General features: G+C 36.7%; 14 protein-coding genes and 2 tRNA genes. 6 read left to right on the top strand and 10 right to left on the bottom strand.

All coding sequences use genetic code 11. From position 1 onward, the window contains the following. Nucleotides 1-66: 66 nt before the first annotated feature. Complete coding sequence (locus IEV85_RS21540; RefSeq protein ID WP_188467342.1) at nt 67-2,241, top strand: bifunctional alpha,alpha-trehalose-phosphate synthase (UDP-forming)/trehalose-phosphatase; 2,175 nt, start codon at nt 67-69, stop codon at nt 2,239-2,241. Between the two features lie 143 nt (nt 2,242-2,384). Here the strand turns inward: IEV85_RS21540 and asnB are convergent, their stop codons facing one another. From asnB to IEV85_RS21570, 6 genes are all read right to left on the bottom strand, one after another. Continuing rightward, on the bottom strand, nt 2,385-4,280 hold the full coding sequence (asnB, locus tag IEV85_RS21545) for an asparagine synthase (glutamine-hydrolyzing) (RefSeq protein WP_188467343.1): 1,896 nt from the start codon (nt 4,278-4,280) through the stop codon (nt 2,385-2,387). Nucleotides 4,281-4,316: 36 nt separating this feature from the next. Then, nucleotides 4,317-5,735: a TolC family protein gene (locus tag IEV85_RS21550; protein WP_188467344.1), complete on the bottom strand. Its 1,419-nt coding sequence runs from the start codon at nt 5,733-5,735 to the stop codon at nt 4,317-4,319. Beyond that, nucleotides 5,732-7,108, bottom strand: coding sequence for an HlyD family secretion protein (locus IEV85_RS21555; RefSeq protein ID WP_188467345.1), 1,377 nt, complete (start codon nt 7,106-7,108; stop codon nt 5,732-5,734). Before IEV85_RS21555 ends, IEV85_RS21550 begins: the two co-directional genes overlap by 4 nt. Continuing rightward, on the bottom strand, nt 7,101-8,834 hold the full coding sequence (locus tag IEV85_RS21560) for a peptidase domain-containing ABC transporter (RefSeq protein WP_188467346.1): 1,734 nt from the start codon (nt 8,832-8,834) through the stop codon (nt 7,101-7,103). The genes IEV85_RS21555 and IEV85_RS21560 overlap by 8 nt, the downstream gene beginning before the upstream one ends. A gap of 1 nt (nt 8,835) precedes the next feature. Then, on the bottom strand, nt 8,836-9,519 hold the full coding sequence (locus IEV85_RS21565; protein WP_188467347.1) for a TetR/AcrR family transcriptional regulator: 684 nt from the start codon (nt 9,517-9,519) through the stop codon (nt 8,836-8,838). A 79-nt stretch (nt 9,520-9,598) separates the two neighbouring features. Then, on the bottom strand, nt 9,599-11,011 hold the full coding sequence (locus tag IEV85_RS21570) for an FAD-binding oxidoreductase (protein ID WP_188467348.1): 1,413 nt from the start codon (nt 11,009-11,011) through the stop codon (nt 9,599-9,601). Between the two features lie 23 nt (nt 11,012-11,034). On the opposite strand from IEV85_RS21570, the gene IEV85_RS21575 reads away from it, so the two are divergent. The 3 genes from IEV85_RS21575 to IEV85_RS21585 all read left to right on the top strand — a co-directional run bounded on the left by IEV85_RS21575 (nt 11,035) and on the right by IEV85_RS21585 (nt 13,864). Further along, nucleotides 11,035-11,622, top strand: coding sequence for a C40 family peptidase (locus IEV85_RS21575; RefSeq protein WP_229712687.1), 588 nt, complete (start codon nt 11,035-11,037; stop codon nt 11,620-11,622). Between the two features lie 55 nt (nt 11,623-11,677). Then, nucleotides 11,678-11,751: transfer RNA gene (locus tag IEV85_RS21580), tRNA-Ala, on the top strand. A gap of 673 nt (nt 11,752-12,424) precedes the next feature. Further along, a complete protein-coding gene (locus IEV85_RS21585) occupies nt 12,425-13,864 on the top strand; it encodes a protein kinase family protein (protein WP_188467349.1) in 1,440 nt (479 codons plus the stop codon). Between the two features lie 10 nt (nt 13,865-13,874). Here the strand turns inward: IEV85_RS21585 and IEV85_RS21590 are convergent, their stop codons facing one another. The 4 genes from IEV85_RS21590 to IEV85_RS21605 all read right to left on the bottom strand — a co-directional run bounded on the left by IEV85_RS21590 (nt 13,875) and on the right by IEV85_RS21605 (nt 18,320). Then, complete coding sequence (locus IEV85_RS21590; protein ID WP_188467350.1) at nt 13,875-14,282, bottom strand: response regulator; 408 nt, start codon at nt 14,280-14,282, stop codon at nt 13,875-13,877. A gap of 108 nt (nt 14,283-14,390) precedes the next feature. Further along, on the bottom strand, nt 14,391-15,941 hold the full coding sequence (amaB, locus tag IEV85_RS21595; protein WP_188467351.1) for an L-piperidine-6-carboxylate dehydrogenase: 1,551 nt from the start codon (nt 15,939-15,941) through the stop codon (nt 14,391-14,393). Between the two features lie 344 nt (nt 15,942-16,285). Further along, complete coding sequence (locus tag IEV85_RS21600; protein ID WP_345260792.1) at nt 16,286-17,767, bottom strand: Do family serine endopeptidase; 1,482 nt, start codon at nt 17,765-17,767, stop codon at nt 16,286-16,288. A gap of 112 nt (nt 17,768-17,879) precedes the next feature. Further along, nucleotides 17,880-18,320, bottom strand: coding sequence for an Hsp20/alpha crystallin family protein (locus IEV85_RS21605; protein ID WP_188467352.1), 441 nt, complete (start codon nt 18,318-18,320; stop codon nt 17,880-17,882). Between the two features lie 270 nt (nt 18,321-18,590). Between IEV85_RS21605 and IEV85_RS21610 the strand changes: the two genes are divergently transcribed. After that, nucleotides 18,591-18,664: transfer RNA gene (locus IEV85_RS21610), tRNA-Asn, on the top strand. A gap of 59 nt (nt 18,665-18,723) precedes the next feature. After that, on the top strand, nt 18,724-18,912 hold the full coding sequence (locus IEV85_RS25255; protein WP_188467353.1) for a GIY-YIG nuclease family protein: 189 nt from the start codon (nt 18,724-18,726) through the stop codon (nt 18,910-18,912). The last annotated feature ends 114 nt before the right edge of the window (nt 18,913-19,026 follow it).

Below are 19,026 nucleotides of genomic sequence, written 5' to 3' on the forward strand. Positions count from 1 at the left end.
TAATCAATAGAGAGGTATGAAAAGCAAGCTATATCTTCTAAATTGAAGTGTTAACAATTATCAACTATGTCAAAAACTATCATTGTATCCAACAGATTACCTATTAGAATTGAAAGAGAAGATGGAAAATTAGCCTATAAAACCAGTGAAGGTGGGCTGGCCACAGGTTTAGGTTCAATATATAAAGAGGGGGATAATATCTGGATTGGTTGGCCGGGCATCTCCCTGGAAAACGAAGAGGAGGATGAGGTTGAGAAGGAATTGATGAATAGAAATATGAGACCTGTATTTCTTACGGAAAATGAGGTGCAAGAATTTTATCTAGGGTTTAGTAACCAAACGCTATGGCCAGCATTCCATTACTTCATACACCACATGCGCTTTAAGGAAGAAGAATGGGAAGCCTACAAAAAAGCTAATCAGAAATTTGCAGAGGCCATTTCCAAATGGATTGAGCCAGATGATACCATTTGGGTGCACGATTATCAGTTGCTTTTAGTGCCGGAAATGCTCAGAAAGCAATTTCCTAACGTTACAATAGGCTTTTTCCAGCACATTCCTTTTCCTTCATACGAGGTATTCAGAATGATCCCGTGGCGTAAAAAATTATTAAATGGTGTACTTGGAGCTGACTATATCGGTTTCCACACTTATGATGACATGCGCCATTTCTTAAGTAGCTGCCACCGTTTAGCGGGTTACAGTTACAACAGAAACCAAATATTAGTTAAAAACAGATTAGTAGAAGTAGACTCTCTACCAATGGGGATTGACTATGGTAAATATGCCGATTCTGCCAGCAGCCAGCTAGCAAAGGCAAAAGAAATAAGTTATAGAGACTCACTTGGTCCGCAGGATTTAATCCTTTCGATGGATAGACTGGATTATTCTAAAGGGATTCCAGGCAGATTACTGGCTTTTGAACGGTTCCTGAAAGAGTATCCGGAATATCAGGGTCGGGTATCAATGTTTTTAATAGTAGTACCTTCCCGTGATCAGGTGCCAAGCTATAAGGCGCTCAAAGAAAAAGTAGAGTTTTTAGTAGGCCACATCAACGGTAAATATGGTACCATTAACTATGTGCCTATTCATTTTTTCTACCGAAGTTTCCCGCTTGATGACTTGTCTGCTTTTTACAGAATGTGTAAAATAGCAATGATTACACCAAAGAGAGACGGAATGAACCTGGTGTGTAAAGAATACATTGCCTCAAGGGAAACCCAGGATGGCGTATTGATTTTAAGTGAAATGGCAGGTGCTTCGAAAGAGTTATCTGATGCCTTGTTAGTAAACCCAAATGATGAAGCCCAGATGGTGCTTTCCATTAAAACAGCACTTGAAATGCCAGTGGCTGAACAGAAAAGAAGGATGAATATCATGCAAAAAACTGTTCAGAAGTATACTATTTTTCAATGGGTAGACTTATTTATTGGCAACCTGAAAAACCTGAAAGAACGGCAGGAATCCATGGCTACCAAGAAATTGAATGATCGTTTGAAGAAAGAATTGATCACTGAGTTTAAAGCTGCTAAGAGCCCTCTTATCTTTCTGGATTATGATGGCACCTTGGTACCATTTCATGAAAATCCTGAAGAATGTGCTCCTGACGCGGAACTGCATGAAATACTGAGTAAGCTCTCTAAAAAAGCAGAAGTAGTAATAATTAGCGGGCGAAAAGCAGATACGCTTGAGCTTTGGCTGGCAGAATTTGACATTGATTTGATTGCTGAACATGGAATTAAAGTGAAAAGATCTGGCAAACAATGGGATGAAAATGAAGACCTGATTGGCAACGGTTGGAAAGACGATGCACGAGGAATAATGGAATTTTATATTCAAAGAACCCCTGGCTCATTCCTCGAGGAGAAAGAACACACACTTGTTTGGCATTACAGAAAAGTAGAGAAAGGTCTGGGTGACCTGAGGTCCAGGGAATTATCCAGCCACCTAAAGCACTTCATGTCCAATAAAGGGCTGGACGTGATTGACGGGGATCATGTAGTGGAAGTTAAGCCTTCTGCTATCAATAAAGGAAAAGCTTCATTAGAACGTATAAAAGGTATAAATCCTGATTTTATTATGGCTTTTGGGGATGACCGCACTGATGAAGATACTTTTGAAGCCCTTGCTGACAAAGCCCATACAATAAAAGTAGGAAGTGGTTTCTCCTTTGCCAAGTTTGCAGTGGAAAATCACGAAGAAGTAAGAAGTCTTTTAAAAGAAATGATTGACGCTAAATAACTATTTTGAACTAGCTTCAACAATACAAAAATGGATTCCCTTTAACAGTTAAATGGAGTACATATTGGCTATTGAAAATTTCCTCACCTCTACGGACAAAAAACAGCTCCTCCTGAGTTTTACTTTGGGATGTGCTGTTTTTTTCATTTCATAAATCGCTGCCACCATTCCTGAAAACAGATAAGAGCCCAAACATGCGCATGGCTATCACCGGGATTGGAAGAAAACAACTTTTTCTTAAGGGCAGCAATTCCTTCATTATCAAAGCACCCCTGTGATTCAATAAAATCAGGATTCAGCCATTTATTATTAATTTCCGATTTAAGCTGGTTTTGCAGCCAATTTAAAAGTGGCACCTCAAAGCCATGTTTAGGCCTGTTATAAATTTTTTCAGGGAGTTTATCTCTAAAGGCATCCTGTAAAATACGCTTTTTCATTTTTCCATTTACCTTGTAATGTTCAGGCAGGCTATTTGCAAACGCCACAAGCTCATGGTCTAAAAATGGCACCCTTACCTCCAATGCATGCGCCATACTCATAGAATCAACCTTATGAAGCATATCTCCCTGCAGTACTAATTGCTGATCCAACTGCAAAGCCTGACTCAGTGAAGGCCCTTTAATGTGGCTAAGCGCTTCATCTTTCCAAACATCAAAAGCTTCAAAGTCTATTATTCCTAACATCTCATTGGAGAGCAAATCAGTGGTAGCTCTTGCAGACTGCAAGCTTGCTAGTAGCCAAACCTGCTCTTTATAGTCTAATTTATATGCCGCTGAAAATTTGTTCAGCTGCCTTATCGTGTTGGCAAAAGGATTATTTCTTGATTTAGGCAAAGAGCTCCACAATGATCCAAGGGAAGCTACAGCCTTTTCCTTCATGCCCGCGTTCCATAAACGGTGCAAAGCAGCATGTTTATTATAACCACCAAAGAGTTCATCAGCGCCATCACCTGATAAAGCTACCGTAACTTTTTCTTTAGTAAGCTGACTTAAGGCGTATACTGGCAAAGCTGAACTATCTGCAAAAGGCTCAGAAAAATGGCCAAGCATTTTTGGCAGGTAAGCATACAAATCATCTAAGCTTAATTGGAAAACATGATGCTCTGAACCAATGTGTTTGGCCACAGCATTAGCATATTCTGTTTCATCAAAGTAAGAATGGCCTTTATATCCAATAGAAAAAGTATGCAAATGGTCTGTTTTCTCTGCTACCAATGCCGAAATAACGGATGAATCCACACCGCCACTTAAGAAAGTACCCAGAGGCACATCGGAAACCAACCTTCTTTCTATAGATTGATTCAGGAGAAAACTGAGTTTTTCTTTTGCCTCATCATAGGCTCCCTCAAATCTTTGATCAAAAGTATCTGCAAGTTTATACCAAGTTTTAGTGACAACAGATTTCTTTTTAACAATTGCAAAATTACCGGGCATTAACTTTTTTACTCCCTGCACCATACTCAGCGGGGCGGGTAAATAATTCAATTGTAAATAAGTGTAAAGCGCGTTGGAGTCCACTTTTTTCTCCAAACCAAATTTCAAAATTGCTTTTAATTCGCTTCCAAAAATAAAACGGTCCTCATCTTCAAAATAATAAAGTGGCTTAATTCCATAGCGATCCCTTGCCAGTAGCATTTCCTGTTTTTGCACATCATAAAAAGCAAAGGCAAAAAAACCATTCAGTTTATCCAAGGCTTTTTCTCCATAGAGGATTAGCATCTGCAGAAGCACCTCAGTATCACATTCAGTCTTGAACGAAATTCCGTTTGATACTAACTCTTTTCTTAGTTGCTGAAAATTGAAGATTTCGCCATTAAATACTATTTGATAACGCCCTTCATGAGAGGACATTGGTTGGTTTCCTGCTGACGACAAGTCAAGAATGGATAAACGCCTATGGCCTAAGCCGACATAGTCATCAACGTAAATATTTTGGTGGTCAGGGCCCCTATGAGCCAGTTCTTCGGTAGCTAAAGATAGATTAGGAAGATTAAATCTTCCTATTTCGTTAAATGCAAAAATTCCTGTAATGCCGCACATGGTGCGAAGTTAATGAATTTTGATGGTTGCTAAATATTATTCTCTTAGCCAAAGATCAGGAGCAGCTCCCAGGCTATGCAGCCACTGCCTGTAATAATACCTATACTTGGATTGTAATTCAATAAATTTAAGCCGGGCATTTACAAGGCTCATTTGCCTGTAGTTAATTAGGAAAATACTACTCTCACCAATATTAAACTTTCTTAATTCTGCTTTTAAAAGCTGTTCATACTGGGTTACTACTTGTTGGTAGGTATTTAACTGCTTAGAAATATTCTCGAAAGTATTCTCATACTGCCGTGCCTTATTTAATATTTCCAGTCTCTTTTGTTGATATTGGTAATTTGTATTTTCCAGTTTCAGTTCATTCATTCGCAAAGCGCCTCTCTCTGACCTAAGCAATAAAGGCATACTAAAACTTACACCCCATTTATAATTATCCAAACCGGTTACTTCACTTATATCATTAGCAGGGTCTTGTATCACATTGTATTCCAGATTCAATTTCGGCTTCAATTTTTCACGTTTCAATCTATTCTCAATCTGAAGCATTTTTAGTTTTAAATCATAAGCTCTTAAAGCAGGGTGGTCCTGAACAAATATTTGCATAGAGGCCCTTAAGCTATCAATATGATCCATTGAAACCCTGTCTACCTGTGGCGGATTTATTGGACTTTCCTCAACAGGATTTACTTCCTCTCCCCATAAAAAATTGTAAAGATTTAAGCGCGCTGTCTCTAAATCGTTCTGAAGCTGTTGATTTTGAATTTGCAAATTTTGCAGCTGAATAGAGGCTTCTAATGTATCAATTGCCGGTTTATCACCTTGCTGAAAAGCTATTTTGAAATTTTGGAGATTATCTGAGGCTAATTCAATAGCCGCTTCCACTACCTGCTTCTGCGCTTTAAACTGAACCCATTGCCAGTAGTAACTTGTAGCCTGAAGAAATACATCATTCAGCATTAACCTGGCTTCGTTCTCGAAATTCCTTCTCTCTACCAAAGCTTGTTGAAAAGCTGCTCTTCTTTCATCAATGAATAAACCCTGTAATACAGGAACTGATACCCCTGCATACCATAACCCATTAGCAGGTAAAGAATTTTCTCTACTTATATACTCCCCCTCATTCCAATCATAACCGCCCTGAAAAGTAATACCTGTTCTTGTAGGCAATGATATACCTGAGTTACTGTAGAGATAGTAATTAGTATCTTTATAAAACTTCTGTTTGTTTTTAGAGAAAAGATAAGGATCAAAAGCACCTCTTGCTTCCAAAATAGCATATTCTCCCATTTCAGCCATATTTCTGGCCTGCTTTGCCACAGGATGATTTTCCTGTACCAATTCAAGAAACTCTTGTTCACTCAGTTCGCCTGTCAGTTCCTGCGCCCATAATTTAGCTTGGCAAAAAATTAAGAAGAGCGCTAAAATGTAAATTTTTATCGGCCTGCTCATTTTTTTGCTTTCCCTTTAGGTTTATATTCCTTGGAAGTACTTTTCTCACTTTCAGGGGTATAATAGTCAGGTGGAAATCCATTTATTTGTCTCCAAAGTTCATACCAAATAGGTACATCTTTCAGTAATGCTAAAGTATTTGCTCCACTACCCACACGAATGGCATCTGGCCATTCAGGATCGTCCGGGTCTTGCTTAACTAACACTCTATATTTACCATTTTTACTTATAAATCTATCTATCGCTACAACCTCTCCCCCAAAAGTTCCATAGGTTAAAATCGGCCACCCTGAAAATACAATGGAAGGCCACCCATCAAAAATAATTCTTACATGGCTACCGATATGAATTAAAGGTAGGTCAAAAGGCTCAACGTACATTTCTACAGCATAATCAACATTTTCAGGCATTAATGTAATCAAAGGATCTCCTGCCTTTATATTCTCACCAATACCCGTACTTACAGCCTCAGTAATGTAGCCGGCCTGTGGAGCCCTTACATAGTAAAAACCTGCCCGTACCTGATAATTCGTTAACTGATTTTCAAGTTTCACTACCTCTGTCATAGCATCCTGTAAGGCTGATCTGGTGCTGAACTGATCAGAAAGGGCTTTTTGCAGCTTGTCAGTATACTCATTATAGACTGAATTAAGCTCTATTCTGGCATTCAGCAACTGGTTTTTACTACTTAGAAGCTTGCTTTCCGCACTTATTTTCTTCGCTAAAGCCTCTTGGTATTTCTGTCTTCTGCTTTCTAAATCAGTCAAAGATTTCAGCCCTTCATTGTACAGTTCCTCTTGTCGTTCAAGTTGTTTCTCTGCAATATTGAGGTTGATAATGGCCGCTTCATAATCTATGCTATCAGCCTGAATTTTCAGTTCTGACTGGCGCAGATAGTTTTGAGCCTGCCTTTGCTTTAAATTCCTGTTTTCCTTTATCGCCTCTATTTGGCTATCTAACGCTTCTATTTTTTCTTCATAGAAGTCTAATGATTGTCTTTTTGCTTCCAACTGCTCTTTTGTTCTTTCAATAAGCTGCGGATCAAAATAAGAATCTTTTACTTCCGAGATAAATAATATCGTATCTCCAGCGTCTACTCTGTCACCTTCTTGTACGTACCACTTTTCGATTCTACCATCTATTAGAGAATTAAGGTCTTGCGGCCTGCTGGAAGGCGATAAAGCGGTCACATATCCTTTGCTTCTTACGTTTTGCGTCCAGGGCAAAAAAGAAATAGCTAGAAAGCTAAAGAAAAGAATAAGCAGCAATCGCTTCAGTAATCTATCAGGCTCTACTTCGCTGAAGAGGTTAAAGGATTTAAACTCCTTTTCGTTTATTTTATCCTTTACGGAATATGGGCTGATGTTAAGCATTTTTATTTAAACAAATTTCTTGAAACCAATGATGATCTTTAGCATCTTTTCCGGATATATTATACAATATAACACCGCTGTCCATACCTATGGCACGATCACAACTCTCTATAATTTTTAGATCATTACTGACGATTATAACTGTTTGCTTTAATTCTTTGCTTGTAAGGTAGTCAACAAAATTATATTTCTCTTTGTAAGAGACCATTCCAAATACATCTTCCCATAAAATAAGTGATTTATCTCCTATGATTCCCCGCGCCCACAAAATCTGCTGCTTAACGCGTTTTGGCATAGTTCTATCCCCAGGATATAGCATTTTCTGAAAACCATTTGGTTGTGATTCTATATACTCACTGAGTCCTACTATATCTGCTACATATTGCAGCTCTTTATAGGTAATATAGTCACGACCAAGACCTATGTTTTCTCCGATTGTCCCCTGAAATATCCCTTCTGTGGACATGCAATCTCCTATTTGCTTACGTAAAGCAGTGAGATTCAATTCACGAAGTGGAATATCATTAAAAAGAATATTTCCTGTATAATAATCAAACCAGCCTGAAAGTAATTGAAGCATAATAGTCTTACCTGCATTAGATTTACCAGTAATACATACCTTCTCTCCAGGCTCAATTTCCAAATTTATGTTATTGAGGAATTTATGTCCGGAATTTTCATCTGCCAAAGTGAAATTGTTTACTTTTATTTTGATGCCCTTTCCATTTTTAACATCTCGCCTTTCACTTAAAAATTCTTCCAAGGGCAGGTCAGTAACAACTGCTAGTTTATCTACTGCTGTTAATATATCATAAATGGATTCTAATGTGAAAATCATTTTTTCCACAGAACTTATAATAAGGATAATTATAATTTCAGCTGCCACAAACTGGCCAATATTCATTTGCTGTTGAAAAACCAAAAAGCCCCCTATTAACAACAATCCTGCTGTTACCAACGCTTTAAAAATTATAAGCAAGGTGTATTGGTTTACCAGAACACTAAAATGAGATCTCCTGGCTTTTATGTATTGTTCCGTGTTTTCATCATTCTTCTCTAGTGGTAGCTTGGAGTCATTGGCCATTTTAAAGGTCTCAACATTTCTGGCTAATTCCTCCAGCCAATGAGCCGTAGCATATTTATGATGCGATTCTTCAATACTTGTTTTAAGACCTTTCGGAAAGGTAAATCGTGCTATCACGAAAATTAAGACCACCAATAAAAGAGAAAAAAGTATAAAAAATGGATGGTAAAAAGATATAAGCAATAAGCCAAAAACAATCTGAAAAAATGCAGTAGAAAAGTCAATTAGGATTTTTGACAATCCTTTTTGAACCGACATTGTATCGAAAAACCGATTAATGAGCTCTGGTAAATATGATGTTTTAACCTTATCCAGCTTAAATCGAGGAATTCGATAAGCAAAATCAAAAGACGCACGGCTGAAAATTTTCTGTTGAAGAATTTCATTGATAGATAACTGCCTCACCTGAAAAAAACCAACTATTATAACGCCTATAATTACTAAAATAACCAGTAAAATCCACGAGGTGCTCGTTTGACCTCCAACAATAAGATTTATAATAGCTTGAATACCCAGAGGTAAGGTTAGGCTTATTAAACCAGCAAAAATAGCATAGATGTAAATAGTGAAAACCAGTTTTCTATCCGGCTTTAGCAATTCTAAAAATCGCTTGAATGGATGTATAGCAGAATTTGAAGCCATTTTATTTTTTCTGATTCAGGTTGTTAATGATTATTTGGTAAAAAATTTCAGGTAGCTTTCCCGTGTCTTTACAAACATCGGAAAGAGAGGGTAAATGCTTAGCAAAATATTGCTGATGCAATATTCCTTCGAGACAAGTAGACACTAAAGTATTAGGATAAGGATAATTATGATCAATATCTTCTATTATAATCGCTAATATTTTCACTACCTTTTCGAAGGAAAGAAAAAAACCTGCTTTATTTTCCACATCCACTTCTTTATTTAAATAAGCTTTAGATGATTCGGATATAACAATATTTTTTAAATGAATCATTGATATGCCTTCTTCTTCATGCTCCTGCTTTTCCTGCAGGCAAAGAATATCTAGAGCTATTTTTAGTCTATTCGCGCTGGGAGACACATTTTTCGTAGCAAATACTATCTGGTATTCCACCCATGCCCAGTACCAGTTGTAGAAATACAGTAAAAGCTTGTGCTTGCTTTCAAAATACCTGTAAATTGAGCTTTCCGTAGTACCTAACACTTTAGCAAGTTTACCAAAAGTAAACTGCTCCATACCCATTTCATCTATCATTATAACTGCTGTTGAAAGAATTTTCTTTCCCAACTCAGATGATTCAGGATTCTTTAAAAAAATTAAAGGATTAACTTCAATTTTTAAAGAAGATAAAAGTTTCTCCATTTACTTAAAGTAATAGTATTATTCGCTCAATTAAAAGTAATACTATCGAAACGGAAAAGTTATTTAAAAGTTTTCTAAATTAGAAAATTTTTTCAGGATTTAGAATACCCTGTGGATCGAATACTCTTTTGATTCCTCGCATAAGATCAAGCTTCACTTCCCCCATTGCCATTTTCATATAAGGGCGCTTAGCAATTCCAATTCCGTGTTCACCTGAAAGTGTACCTCCCAGCGCAACTACTTCTTCAAATATCTCTCTGATTCCCTCATTTACTTCATTATGCCAATAAGCATCACTTAGGTTTTCCTTCATAATATTTATATGCAGATTACCATCTCCTGCATGGCCATAGCATACTGAATTAAAGCCATACTTAGCCCCTACTTGTTTAATAAAAACAATAAGCGCGGGCAAATTTCCTCTCGGAACCACTACATCTTCGGCTTTTGTAAGAGAATAGGCATTTACTGCCGGACTTACATTCCTTCTCAGCTTCCACAATTCATCCTTTCTTGATTGGTTATCTGCAAAAAGAATTTCCCCAGTGTCGAAATCCTCTAAAACAGTAATGATAGTTTCGGCTTCATTCATTAATACTTCATCATCATTACCATCCAATTCTATTAATAAATGTGCCTTGATATTGTCTGGCAGATCAATATTAACTTTCTGACCCATTTCATTAAGTAAATACTTTTGAGTCTTTTCAATGGCATCTCTTTCCATAAACTCGACTCCTGAAGGAGCTACCCCTGCCTTAAATATTGCAGCAATAGCTCTGCAAGCTTCTTCATTGCTGGTAAACGGAGCTAAAAGCGTTATGTCTTTTTTGGGAAAAGGTTTTAGTTTGAAAACTATTTTAGTGATAATTCCTAAAGTACCTTCACTACCACACATCAACTGAGTTAAGTTATATCCAGTACTATTTTTAAGCACATTTGCCGCAGTCCAGATGATTTCCCCTGTAGGTAATACCACTTGAAGGTTCAACACATAATCTCGCGTTACTCCATATTTGACAGCTTTTGGGCCACCGGCATTTTCAGCCAGGTTTCCTCCTAAAAAGCAGGTTCCTTTACTGGAAGGATCCGGTGGATAAAACAGCCCTTTTTCCTTTACAGCATTCTGAAAGACTTCTGTTATAACACCGGGCTCTACCGTTGCCTGAAGATTCAACTCATCAATAGCAATAATCTTATTAAAACGCTCCATGCTGATTACCACTCCATTTTTAGTGGGTAAGGCTCCACCACTTAACCCGGTTCCGCCACCTCGGGGAGTAACAGGTATTAAATGTTCATTGCATCTTTTCAATATCTCACTAATCTGCTCAGGAGTATCGGGCTTAACAACCAAATCAGGCATAAAAGAGTAATCCTCAGTTTCATCATGAGAATACTTATATTTATCTTCGTCTAATAAAAAGGCATTTTCTTGCCCAACTATACTGGCTATTCCTTCAAAAATGCTTTGATTTGTAACAGATTTCATATGAATGATTCGTTCGCTTAATAATGATGATACAGCACAAAAGTAATAAATTTAATTCCTTTCATGAGAATAATATGTTTTTAAACACACGTAAGGATTCAAAAAGTAACTCCAGCTTACAACCTGTCTTTCTGCAAACACACTCATTCTATGTTTTCATCTTTATTTTATTGATTGGCAGCTTATCAGGCTGTGTATCACATAAGAAAGCAAAACTACGGGAAAGACAATTAGAAACTGTTATTTCTACCGCAAGGTCCTACATAGGCACACCATATAAATGGGGAGGAGTAAATCGATCTGGAATGGATTGCTCGGGCTTATTATTTGTAAGCTTTAAATCAGCAGGAATGGATATTCCCCGAACTTCAGCCATGCAGAGCGAGGGCGGTGGAAAGGTGAAATTCAGGAAATTACGCCCTGGCGATTTAGTTTTTTTTGCCATGGGACGTAAACGAAGGAAAATAACACATGTAGGACTTGTAACAGAAGTAAGAGGCAATAATGATGTGCGTTTTATACACGCCTCATCAAGCCTGGGTGTTATAGAGACAAATATCCACACCGATTATTATACAAAGAAATTCAGGAAAGCGAGAAGATATTTCTAAGAAATTAAAATAATTTCCTAGATTTGCACTCCTATTCTAATAAAGGATACTGAATGGGGCATTAGCTCAGCTGGCTAGAGCGCTACGCTGGCAGCGTAGAGGTCATCGGTTCGACTCCGATATGCTCCACAAGCCACTTGCAACTTGCAGGTGGCTTTTTTTTTGCTCTATTCATTTCATATACTTCTCCTTAAATTACTCCCAGCCTGAGTTAAATTCTTAATTTATTTCAAAGTCCGTCAGAGCGTTCCCGATTGGGAGAGCCAGGGATGCCATTTTATTAATCGAACTCGGGTTCCCAACTAATCATCATTACTCATTCAGAATTAGCTCAGCTGGCGAGAACGCTGCAAGGGCAGCCTGGAGGTCAAGCATCAGCTGGCAGTCTCCAGTTTTTATAAGCTATTTCAGCCCATCAATCCTACATGACTATAATTGAGTAGAATAATCATTCTATTAAAAGTAGTTAGTAGAAAATTCAACATTTCGAATTTCCAAACAAATTTCTTCTGAAACAGCCACGTGTATTAAAGTTAGCAACTCTTCTACTTTGCTTCAGCAGGACATTCAATTAAAGATGAATTACATCATGAACAAGGTCAAAATAAACTAACCAGTATAGAACTTTTCCAATTTTAAATAGCCCTTCGCGCTGTTAATTTTATGAAAATTGGCATTTAAGGAAAAAAGAACTCCTCTCATGTAAGGTTTTCAGTAATAAATCCACTTATTTTGTGTGTTTTTCAACTAAATAATTATCTTTCTACCAATTTGACATTAACCAATAGTAAACCAGGATAAAATGGCTAAACTCAAGAATATTATCATGCAACTTTCAGATGCTGATTATCAGGCAATTTATGACTCTCTTTCTACCGGAGGTGCAGATAAGTCAGCTTACTTGCTTAAATCAATGCGTGAAAGTCATTCAGGAGACCATACGTTAATGAACGAACTGGAAGTAAACACAAATGCTTACTATACGCTTCGTTCCAGACTGAATCAAAAAATTGAAGAGTATTTGCTTCAACAAATGGAGAATCCTCGCACGGATATTCTCAAAAAAGTTGCGAATATCAACGAAATACTTTTCACAAAAAAGAAGGCCATTGCGATAGCCACACTTAAAAAATTAGAGAAAGAACTCATTGATTATGATCTTTCCAATGAATTAACAGTGGTGTATAAGGCCCTTAAAAAACTTCATCATAATACTGAAGAATACTTTCAATATAGCCAGCTGTATAACAAGCATGTTGCCTACATGTTGGCCGTTGACAAAGCCGAAGACTTGCTGAGCAGCTATTTTATTAAATTTGGCAACTACTCACTTACAGGAGATAGCGTAAATAAACTGGAGTTAGATTTACTGAACAAGGAAATGATTAACACTTGTAGGATATATGAATCTCATAGATTGTATATCTACAAAAATTGTATGAATATCTTCCACAGACTTTTTGTTGAAGAGGATGATAACAATTCAGACCTTGAGCCTATAGAGGATATACTCAATAAAGCTGAGGAAATCTTTGAACTTTATAGTCTGGACTCCATCTATTTCCATTTGAAGTTAGTATACGAGTTCTTAAAGCTTGAATACTACAACCACTATACTTTATATAGAAAGGCCGATAATTTTTATGAAGAAGTGAATGAATCCTGCGATACATTCCTTTCGAATTTCACACTCTATACTTACCCTGCTCAATTTCTTGTAACCAAAATAGAAAGAAAAAAAAGACAGCAGGATGGCCCACCTTTATCAGAGGAAAACCAGGCAATATTTCAGGATTTTGAGCCCGATAGAGATAATGTACCTCAGTATATAACCTATATCACTTACAGAGCACTAAGCTGCTACTTTGACAATAAATATGTAGAAGCCGCTAAGTGGTTCAATAACCTGTTAAATGATGTAAGTTTGAAAAAATACCAAAATGCGCAATTAGAAATTAAAACACTTCTTGCTTTACAATATTGTTTGGTAAAAGATTATGAGTTGTTCAACCAATTAATCAACAGTATCCAGAGACAGATCAGGATTTTAGGTAAAGACAACTGCGCTAACATTCAGCTTCTTAATAAGATAATGAAAATTTCTTTAAGCGAATCGAAACGCAACAAACGAGAGAAGATTGGTGAAATGGCTAAGGTATTTAATGCGCTAAAGCCTGAACAGCACTTTTCACCTTCTTTATTGATTACTATAAATGATGAATTGATAGATAAATTGGTTTAATGGGCTTATCTTAAATAGATAAGTCCATTAAACTTTCCTGAGAAAGCGGTTTATTCAAGTATTTTTTAACCGCTTCATATTTCTTTGACTTGCTTACATCTTGCGGATTAATAGAAGAAGTAAGCATTATGATTTTGCATTTTTTAATAGTTGCATCTTTCAGCTTATTAAACTCTTCAAGAAACTGAAATCCATCCATTAGAGGCATATCAATATCTAAAAATATAACATCAGGAAGTACTTTTTCTACTACGTCTTTTTCCAGTTGCTCGATGTTCTTTAAAAATTCGATAGCACTTTTGGCACCAGTGTGGGTGTAAATATAATCTGACAAGCGCGCAGCCTCTACCATTTTTTGGTTAATCAGATTATCTATTTCGTTGTCATCAATTAACATGACGGAGTGGTACTTACTCATAATTAAGATGTTTAATTTCAGTGCTAAAATTACAAAAAATTCAATTAAGGATAAAAACATTCCAATATAGAAAATGCACCTGAATATTCGGGTGCATTTTCAAAAAAATTACAGATCAAATTTAATTCCCTGTGCCAATGGCAAGGAATCTCCATAATTCAAAGTGTTCGTTTGCCTCCTCATATAAGCTTTCCAGGCATCAGATCCAGACTCTCTTCCTCCTCCTGTTTCTTTCTCTCCACCAAAGGCGCCTCCAATTTCTGCTCCTGAAGTACCAATGTTTACATTTGCAATTCCACAGTCAGATCCTGCTCCGGAAAGAAATTTATGAGCTTCCCTCACATTATTAGTCATAATTGCAGATGATAATCCCTGCTTCACACTATTTTGAATTGCAATGGCATTTTCAACGCCTCCCTTATACTTAATTACATATAATATAGGGGCAAAAGTTTCCTCTTGAACTATGGAGTAACTATTTTCTACTTCAATAATGGCAGGTTTAACATAACAACCGCTTTCATAACCCTCACCTGATAGCACACCACCTTCAACTATTACTTTACCGCCAAGGCTTTTAGCTTTTTCTATAGCATTCTCGTAAGCATTAACTGCATCTTTATCAATTAATGGACCTACATGATTTTTTTCGTCTAAAGGATTTCCTATTCTTAATTGCGAATAAGCACCTTTTATTTTCTCTGTTAAATCATTGTAGATATCTTCATGCACAATTAATCTTCTGGTGGAAGTACAACGCTGACCTGCTGTACCGACAGCTCCAAATACACTACCAATTAAAGAGATCTTCAAATCAGCATCAGGAGTAATGATCATTGCATTATTTCCACCTAACTCAAGAATGGATTTACCTAATCTGGCAGCCACTGCCTGCCCAACTATTTTCCCCATTCTAATAGATCCTGTAGCTGAAATAAGAGGGATTCGTTCATCATGAGTCATCCACTCACCCACTTTATAATCGCCATTAATTAAGCAGGAAATACCTTCAGGCATTTTGTTCTCTTTTAAAACCTCTGCTATCAGGTTCTGACAAGCTACACCTGTTAAAGGAGTCTTCTCTGATGGTTTCCAAACGCATACATCACCAGCTACCCAGGCAAGGGCAGTATTCCAACTCCAGACTGCAACAGGAAAATTAAATGCGGAGATAATTCCAGTTATTCCTAATGGATGCCATTGCTCTTGCATATGATGCTCAGGCCTCTCCGATTTAATGGTTAAACCATGTAATTGACGGGAAAGACCAACAGCAAAATCGCAGATATCTATCATTTCCTGAACTTCTCCCCAACCTTCTTGAAGTGATTTCCCCATTTCGTAAGACACAAGCCTGCCTAATGGATCTTTCATTTCTCTTAATTTTTGAGAGAACTGCCTCACAATCTCGCCTCTATTAGGAGCAGGCAAATTAGCCCAAAATTTAAATGCCGTTTGAGCTTTTTCGATTACCTTTTCATAATCCTTGTTTTCAGTAATTCCAACAGAAGCTATTTCTGTGCCATCTACCGGAGAAAAAGAAGAAATAGAATGAGCTGACTCCATCCATTCACTTCCGGTTGAAGTACCTTTATTAGTTTTAGTAATACCTAATTTTTTTAGTGCATCTTCAATGCCATATTCTTTTCGTATGTCCATAAATAGTTTTATTTGAATAATTTACTGATTTCTTTCCTTTGAGCTTTTATGTAAGCATTTACTCCTCTAATCCTGATCTATTCGAACTCAAACCGAGCAGTAGAAACCTCCAAACTCATTTAAATAGAGCCTATTAGGCAATTACATGAGAATCAATATATGCATCTGAAAGTCAGCAACAAATAATTACCCATTGTTTAATCAGATTTTAGATTCCATATAATTAAATATTGAGCTAAGCCAACAGCCACAAAAATGCAGTATTTTAAAGGATATAAAAAGAAAAAAGGCAACTGATCCAGCTGCCTTTTTAGAATTTAAATGATTATTAAAATCCTTAAGAATTACCAGCCCATACCATAGTACGCTTTAGTTCCATCAGGATACACTCCTTCAATTAGCACTCCTCCTCTTTTGTTTTGCAAAACCTGAAGAAGCTCTTCCGTATTTGCAATTGCTACTTTATCAACGGCAGTGATAATAAATCCTTCTTTTAAACCTATTTCTTTCCATTTACCTTCTGAAATCTCAGTAACCTTAGCACCACCACCAATATTGAGCTTATCCATTTCTTCCTGAGTAACATCTTGAATTACAGCACCACCAATAGTTCTTGATGCACTTGCAGTCACTGCCTCCACCGTATTATTCAAATTTTGAAGAGTAGCATTTACAGATTTTTCTTTACCATCTCTAATAAAGGTGACATTAATTTTATCTCCCGGGCTGTTTCTGGCCACAAGTTCCTGAAGTTCCGCAACGGTGCTTACTGAGCTCCCTTCAATTCCTACAATAATATCACCTTCTTTCATTCCAGCCTTTTCAGCAGCACTTTCTGGCCCAACGCTTTGAACGTAAACCCCTGCATTTAGTGAAATGCCTTTATCCTGCATCCTTGGATCATTTAAGTCAAGTATGCTTACACCTAATACTGCTCTTTGCACTACTCCAAATTGTTTAAGGTCATTCACTACCTTCTTAACAAGTGTTGAAGGCACAGCAAAAGAATATCCCGCATAGCTTCCTGTCGGAGTGGCAATAGCTGTATTTATGCCAATTAATTTACCTTGCAAATTAACCAAAGCACCTCCGCTATTACCTGGATTGACAGCAGCATCTGTTTGTATAAAAGACTCTATTCCATACCTATTTTGGCTATTAAGGATATTAATACTCCTCGCTTTGGCACTTACAATACCTGCAGTAACTGTTGAAGTAAGATTAAAAGGATTACCAACCGCTAAAACCCATTCGCCCACTTTTGTTAAATCGGAATTACCAAATTCAACAAAATTCAAATCTTTGGCATCCACTTTAATTAATGCTATATCTGTATCTGAATCTACTCCAATTACTTCAGCAGGATAGGTTCTATTATCATATAAAACCACCTCTAACTTAGAAGAATTTTCAACCACGTGGTTATTGGTTACAATGTATCCATCTGGAGAAATGATCACCCCGGACCCCGAAGACCTTGCTCTTCTCTGCATATTTCTATCTCCCTGATCTCCATAAAAATCTCTAAAGTATTCTTCAAAAGGAGACCTGGCTCTTTGTTGAGTGGTAGTCATTTCAGATTTAATATGAACCACTCCTTTAGTTACTTGCTCTGCTGCATAAATAAAGTTAATGCCTTCAGGTACATTATACTCCGTATTATCATCCAGAAAGCTGGAAAGCTTTGCATTAGCTTGTTGCACTTCCTCAAAACTTCTGTTATCTGTACCAGCAGGATTGAGGTAAATAAAAGCTCCTACAGCAATGAGCGCACTTAATAGCGATGCAAAGATTACACCTATAAAAAATTGCTTTTTATTTATCATAACATTATTTTTTTTTAATGATTAACAAACAGGGAACGTGTATGTTAATTTGAATATTTTACAAAAGAAATAAGGGACAGTGTATTTGTCCCTTATTTTTTGTAAACGCTAATTATTTGATTTGGATGGTCTTTTTTAGCTCTTTTTTCTCTTCTTTAGGAATCACTAACTTCAAGATGCCATCTTCATATGAAGCTTCTACTTTGTCCTCTTTAATATTTTCAGGTAAGTAGAAGGATCTTTGAAAAGAGCCATAATGTGTTTCAACTGAGTGGAAGTTTTTCTCTTCTTTTTTCTCTTCAAACTTGCGCTCACCTGAAATCACCAACCTTCCGTCAGTGATATCAATTTTAAAATCTGATTTTTTCATGCCCGGCACTGCAACAGAAAGCTCAAATTCATCTTTACTTTCAGCAACATCTACCTGCGGACTGAAACTTTGCACTTGCTTATTTACATTAGCAAAAGATTCATTAAAGAACCTATCTAAGAAATTAGAGAAACTTCTGTTTTCTAAATTCGATAATCCTGAGTTATATTTTAAAAGTGTCATAGTATTTATATTTTTTTTAGTTTTTATACAGAGGTATTAGTAAATTCTATACCAAACTTTAAAACAGACTTATTGCCGAACTAATGAAGACATATTGTCATCAAAAAGTGAGTTTTAGCAGAATTTTAATGTCATTATGTCTTCTTTCTATAAAATTGCTTAAATGAAAACAGTTAAAAAAAGGCGGAATAAAAAAAATATTAAATATTTTCGAGTAGTGTTTGCAAAATAAGATATCGACTGCTATGTTTGCATTCCCAAACGGGAAATTCCTCCTTAGCTCAGCTGGTTAGAGCATCTGACTGTTAATCAGAGGGTCCTTGGTTCGAGCCCAAGAGGAGGAGCTAAGCCTCGCAGAAATGCGAGGCTTTTTTTATGCCCGACACATTCCTATATTAGACAAATGAAAATTTATTATGTCTATATCCTCTTCTCTGTTAAAATTAACAGATACTATATAGGCTACTCTCAAAATCCACTTAAAAGATTGGAATTTCATAATTCTGAATTCAATAAAATCTGGTCAAGAAGAGGGCAGCCCTGGCAATTGAAAACCACCATCCCTCTCCCTTCTAAAAAAGGATCAATCTGAAAATCTGGGGATTTATAGATGAAGGATTAACTTTGCACAAAAAAAAAGTTAAAGTGGATCAGGGTTTAATTGAGTTGTTTTTGCCTGAAGGCATTCTTGAGTACTTCCAGGTTA

Origin of the sequence: Marivirga lumbricoides, assembly GCF_014636295.1 — a bacterium.
In the GTDB taxonomy this organism is placed as follows: domain Bacteria; phylum Bacteroidota; class Bacteroidia; order Cytophagales; family Cyclobacteriaceae; genus Marivirga; species Marivirga lumbricoides.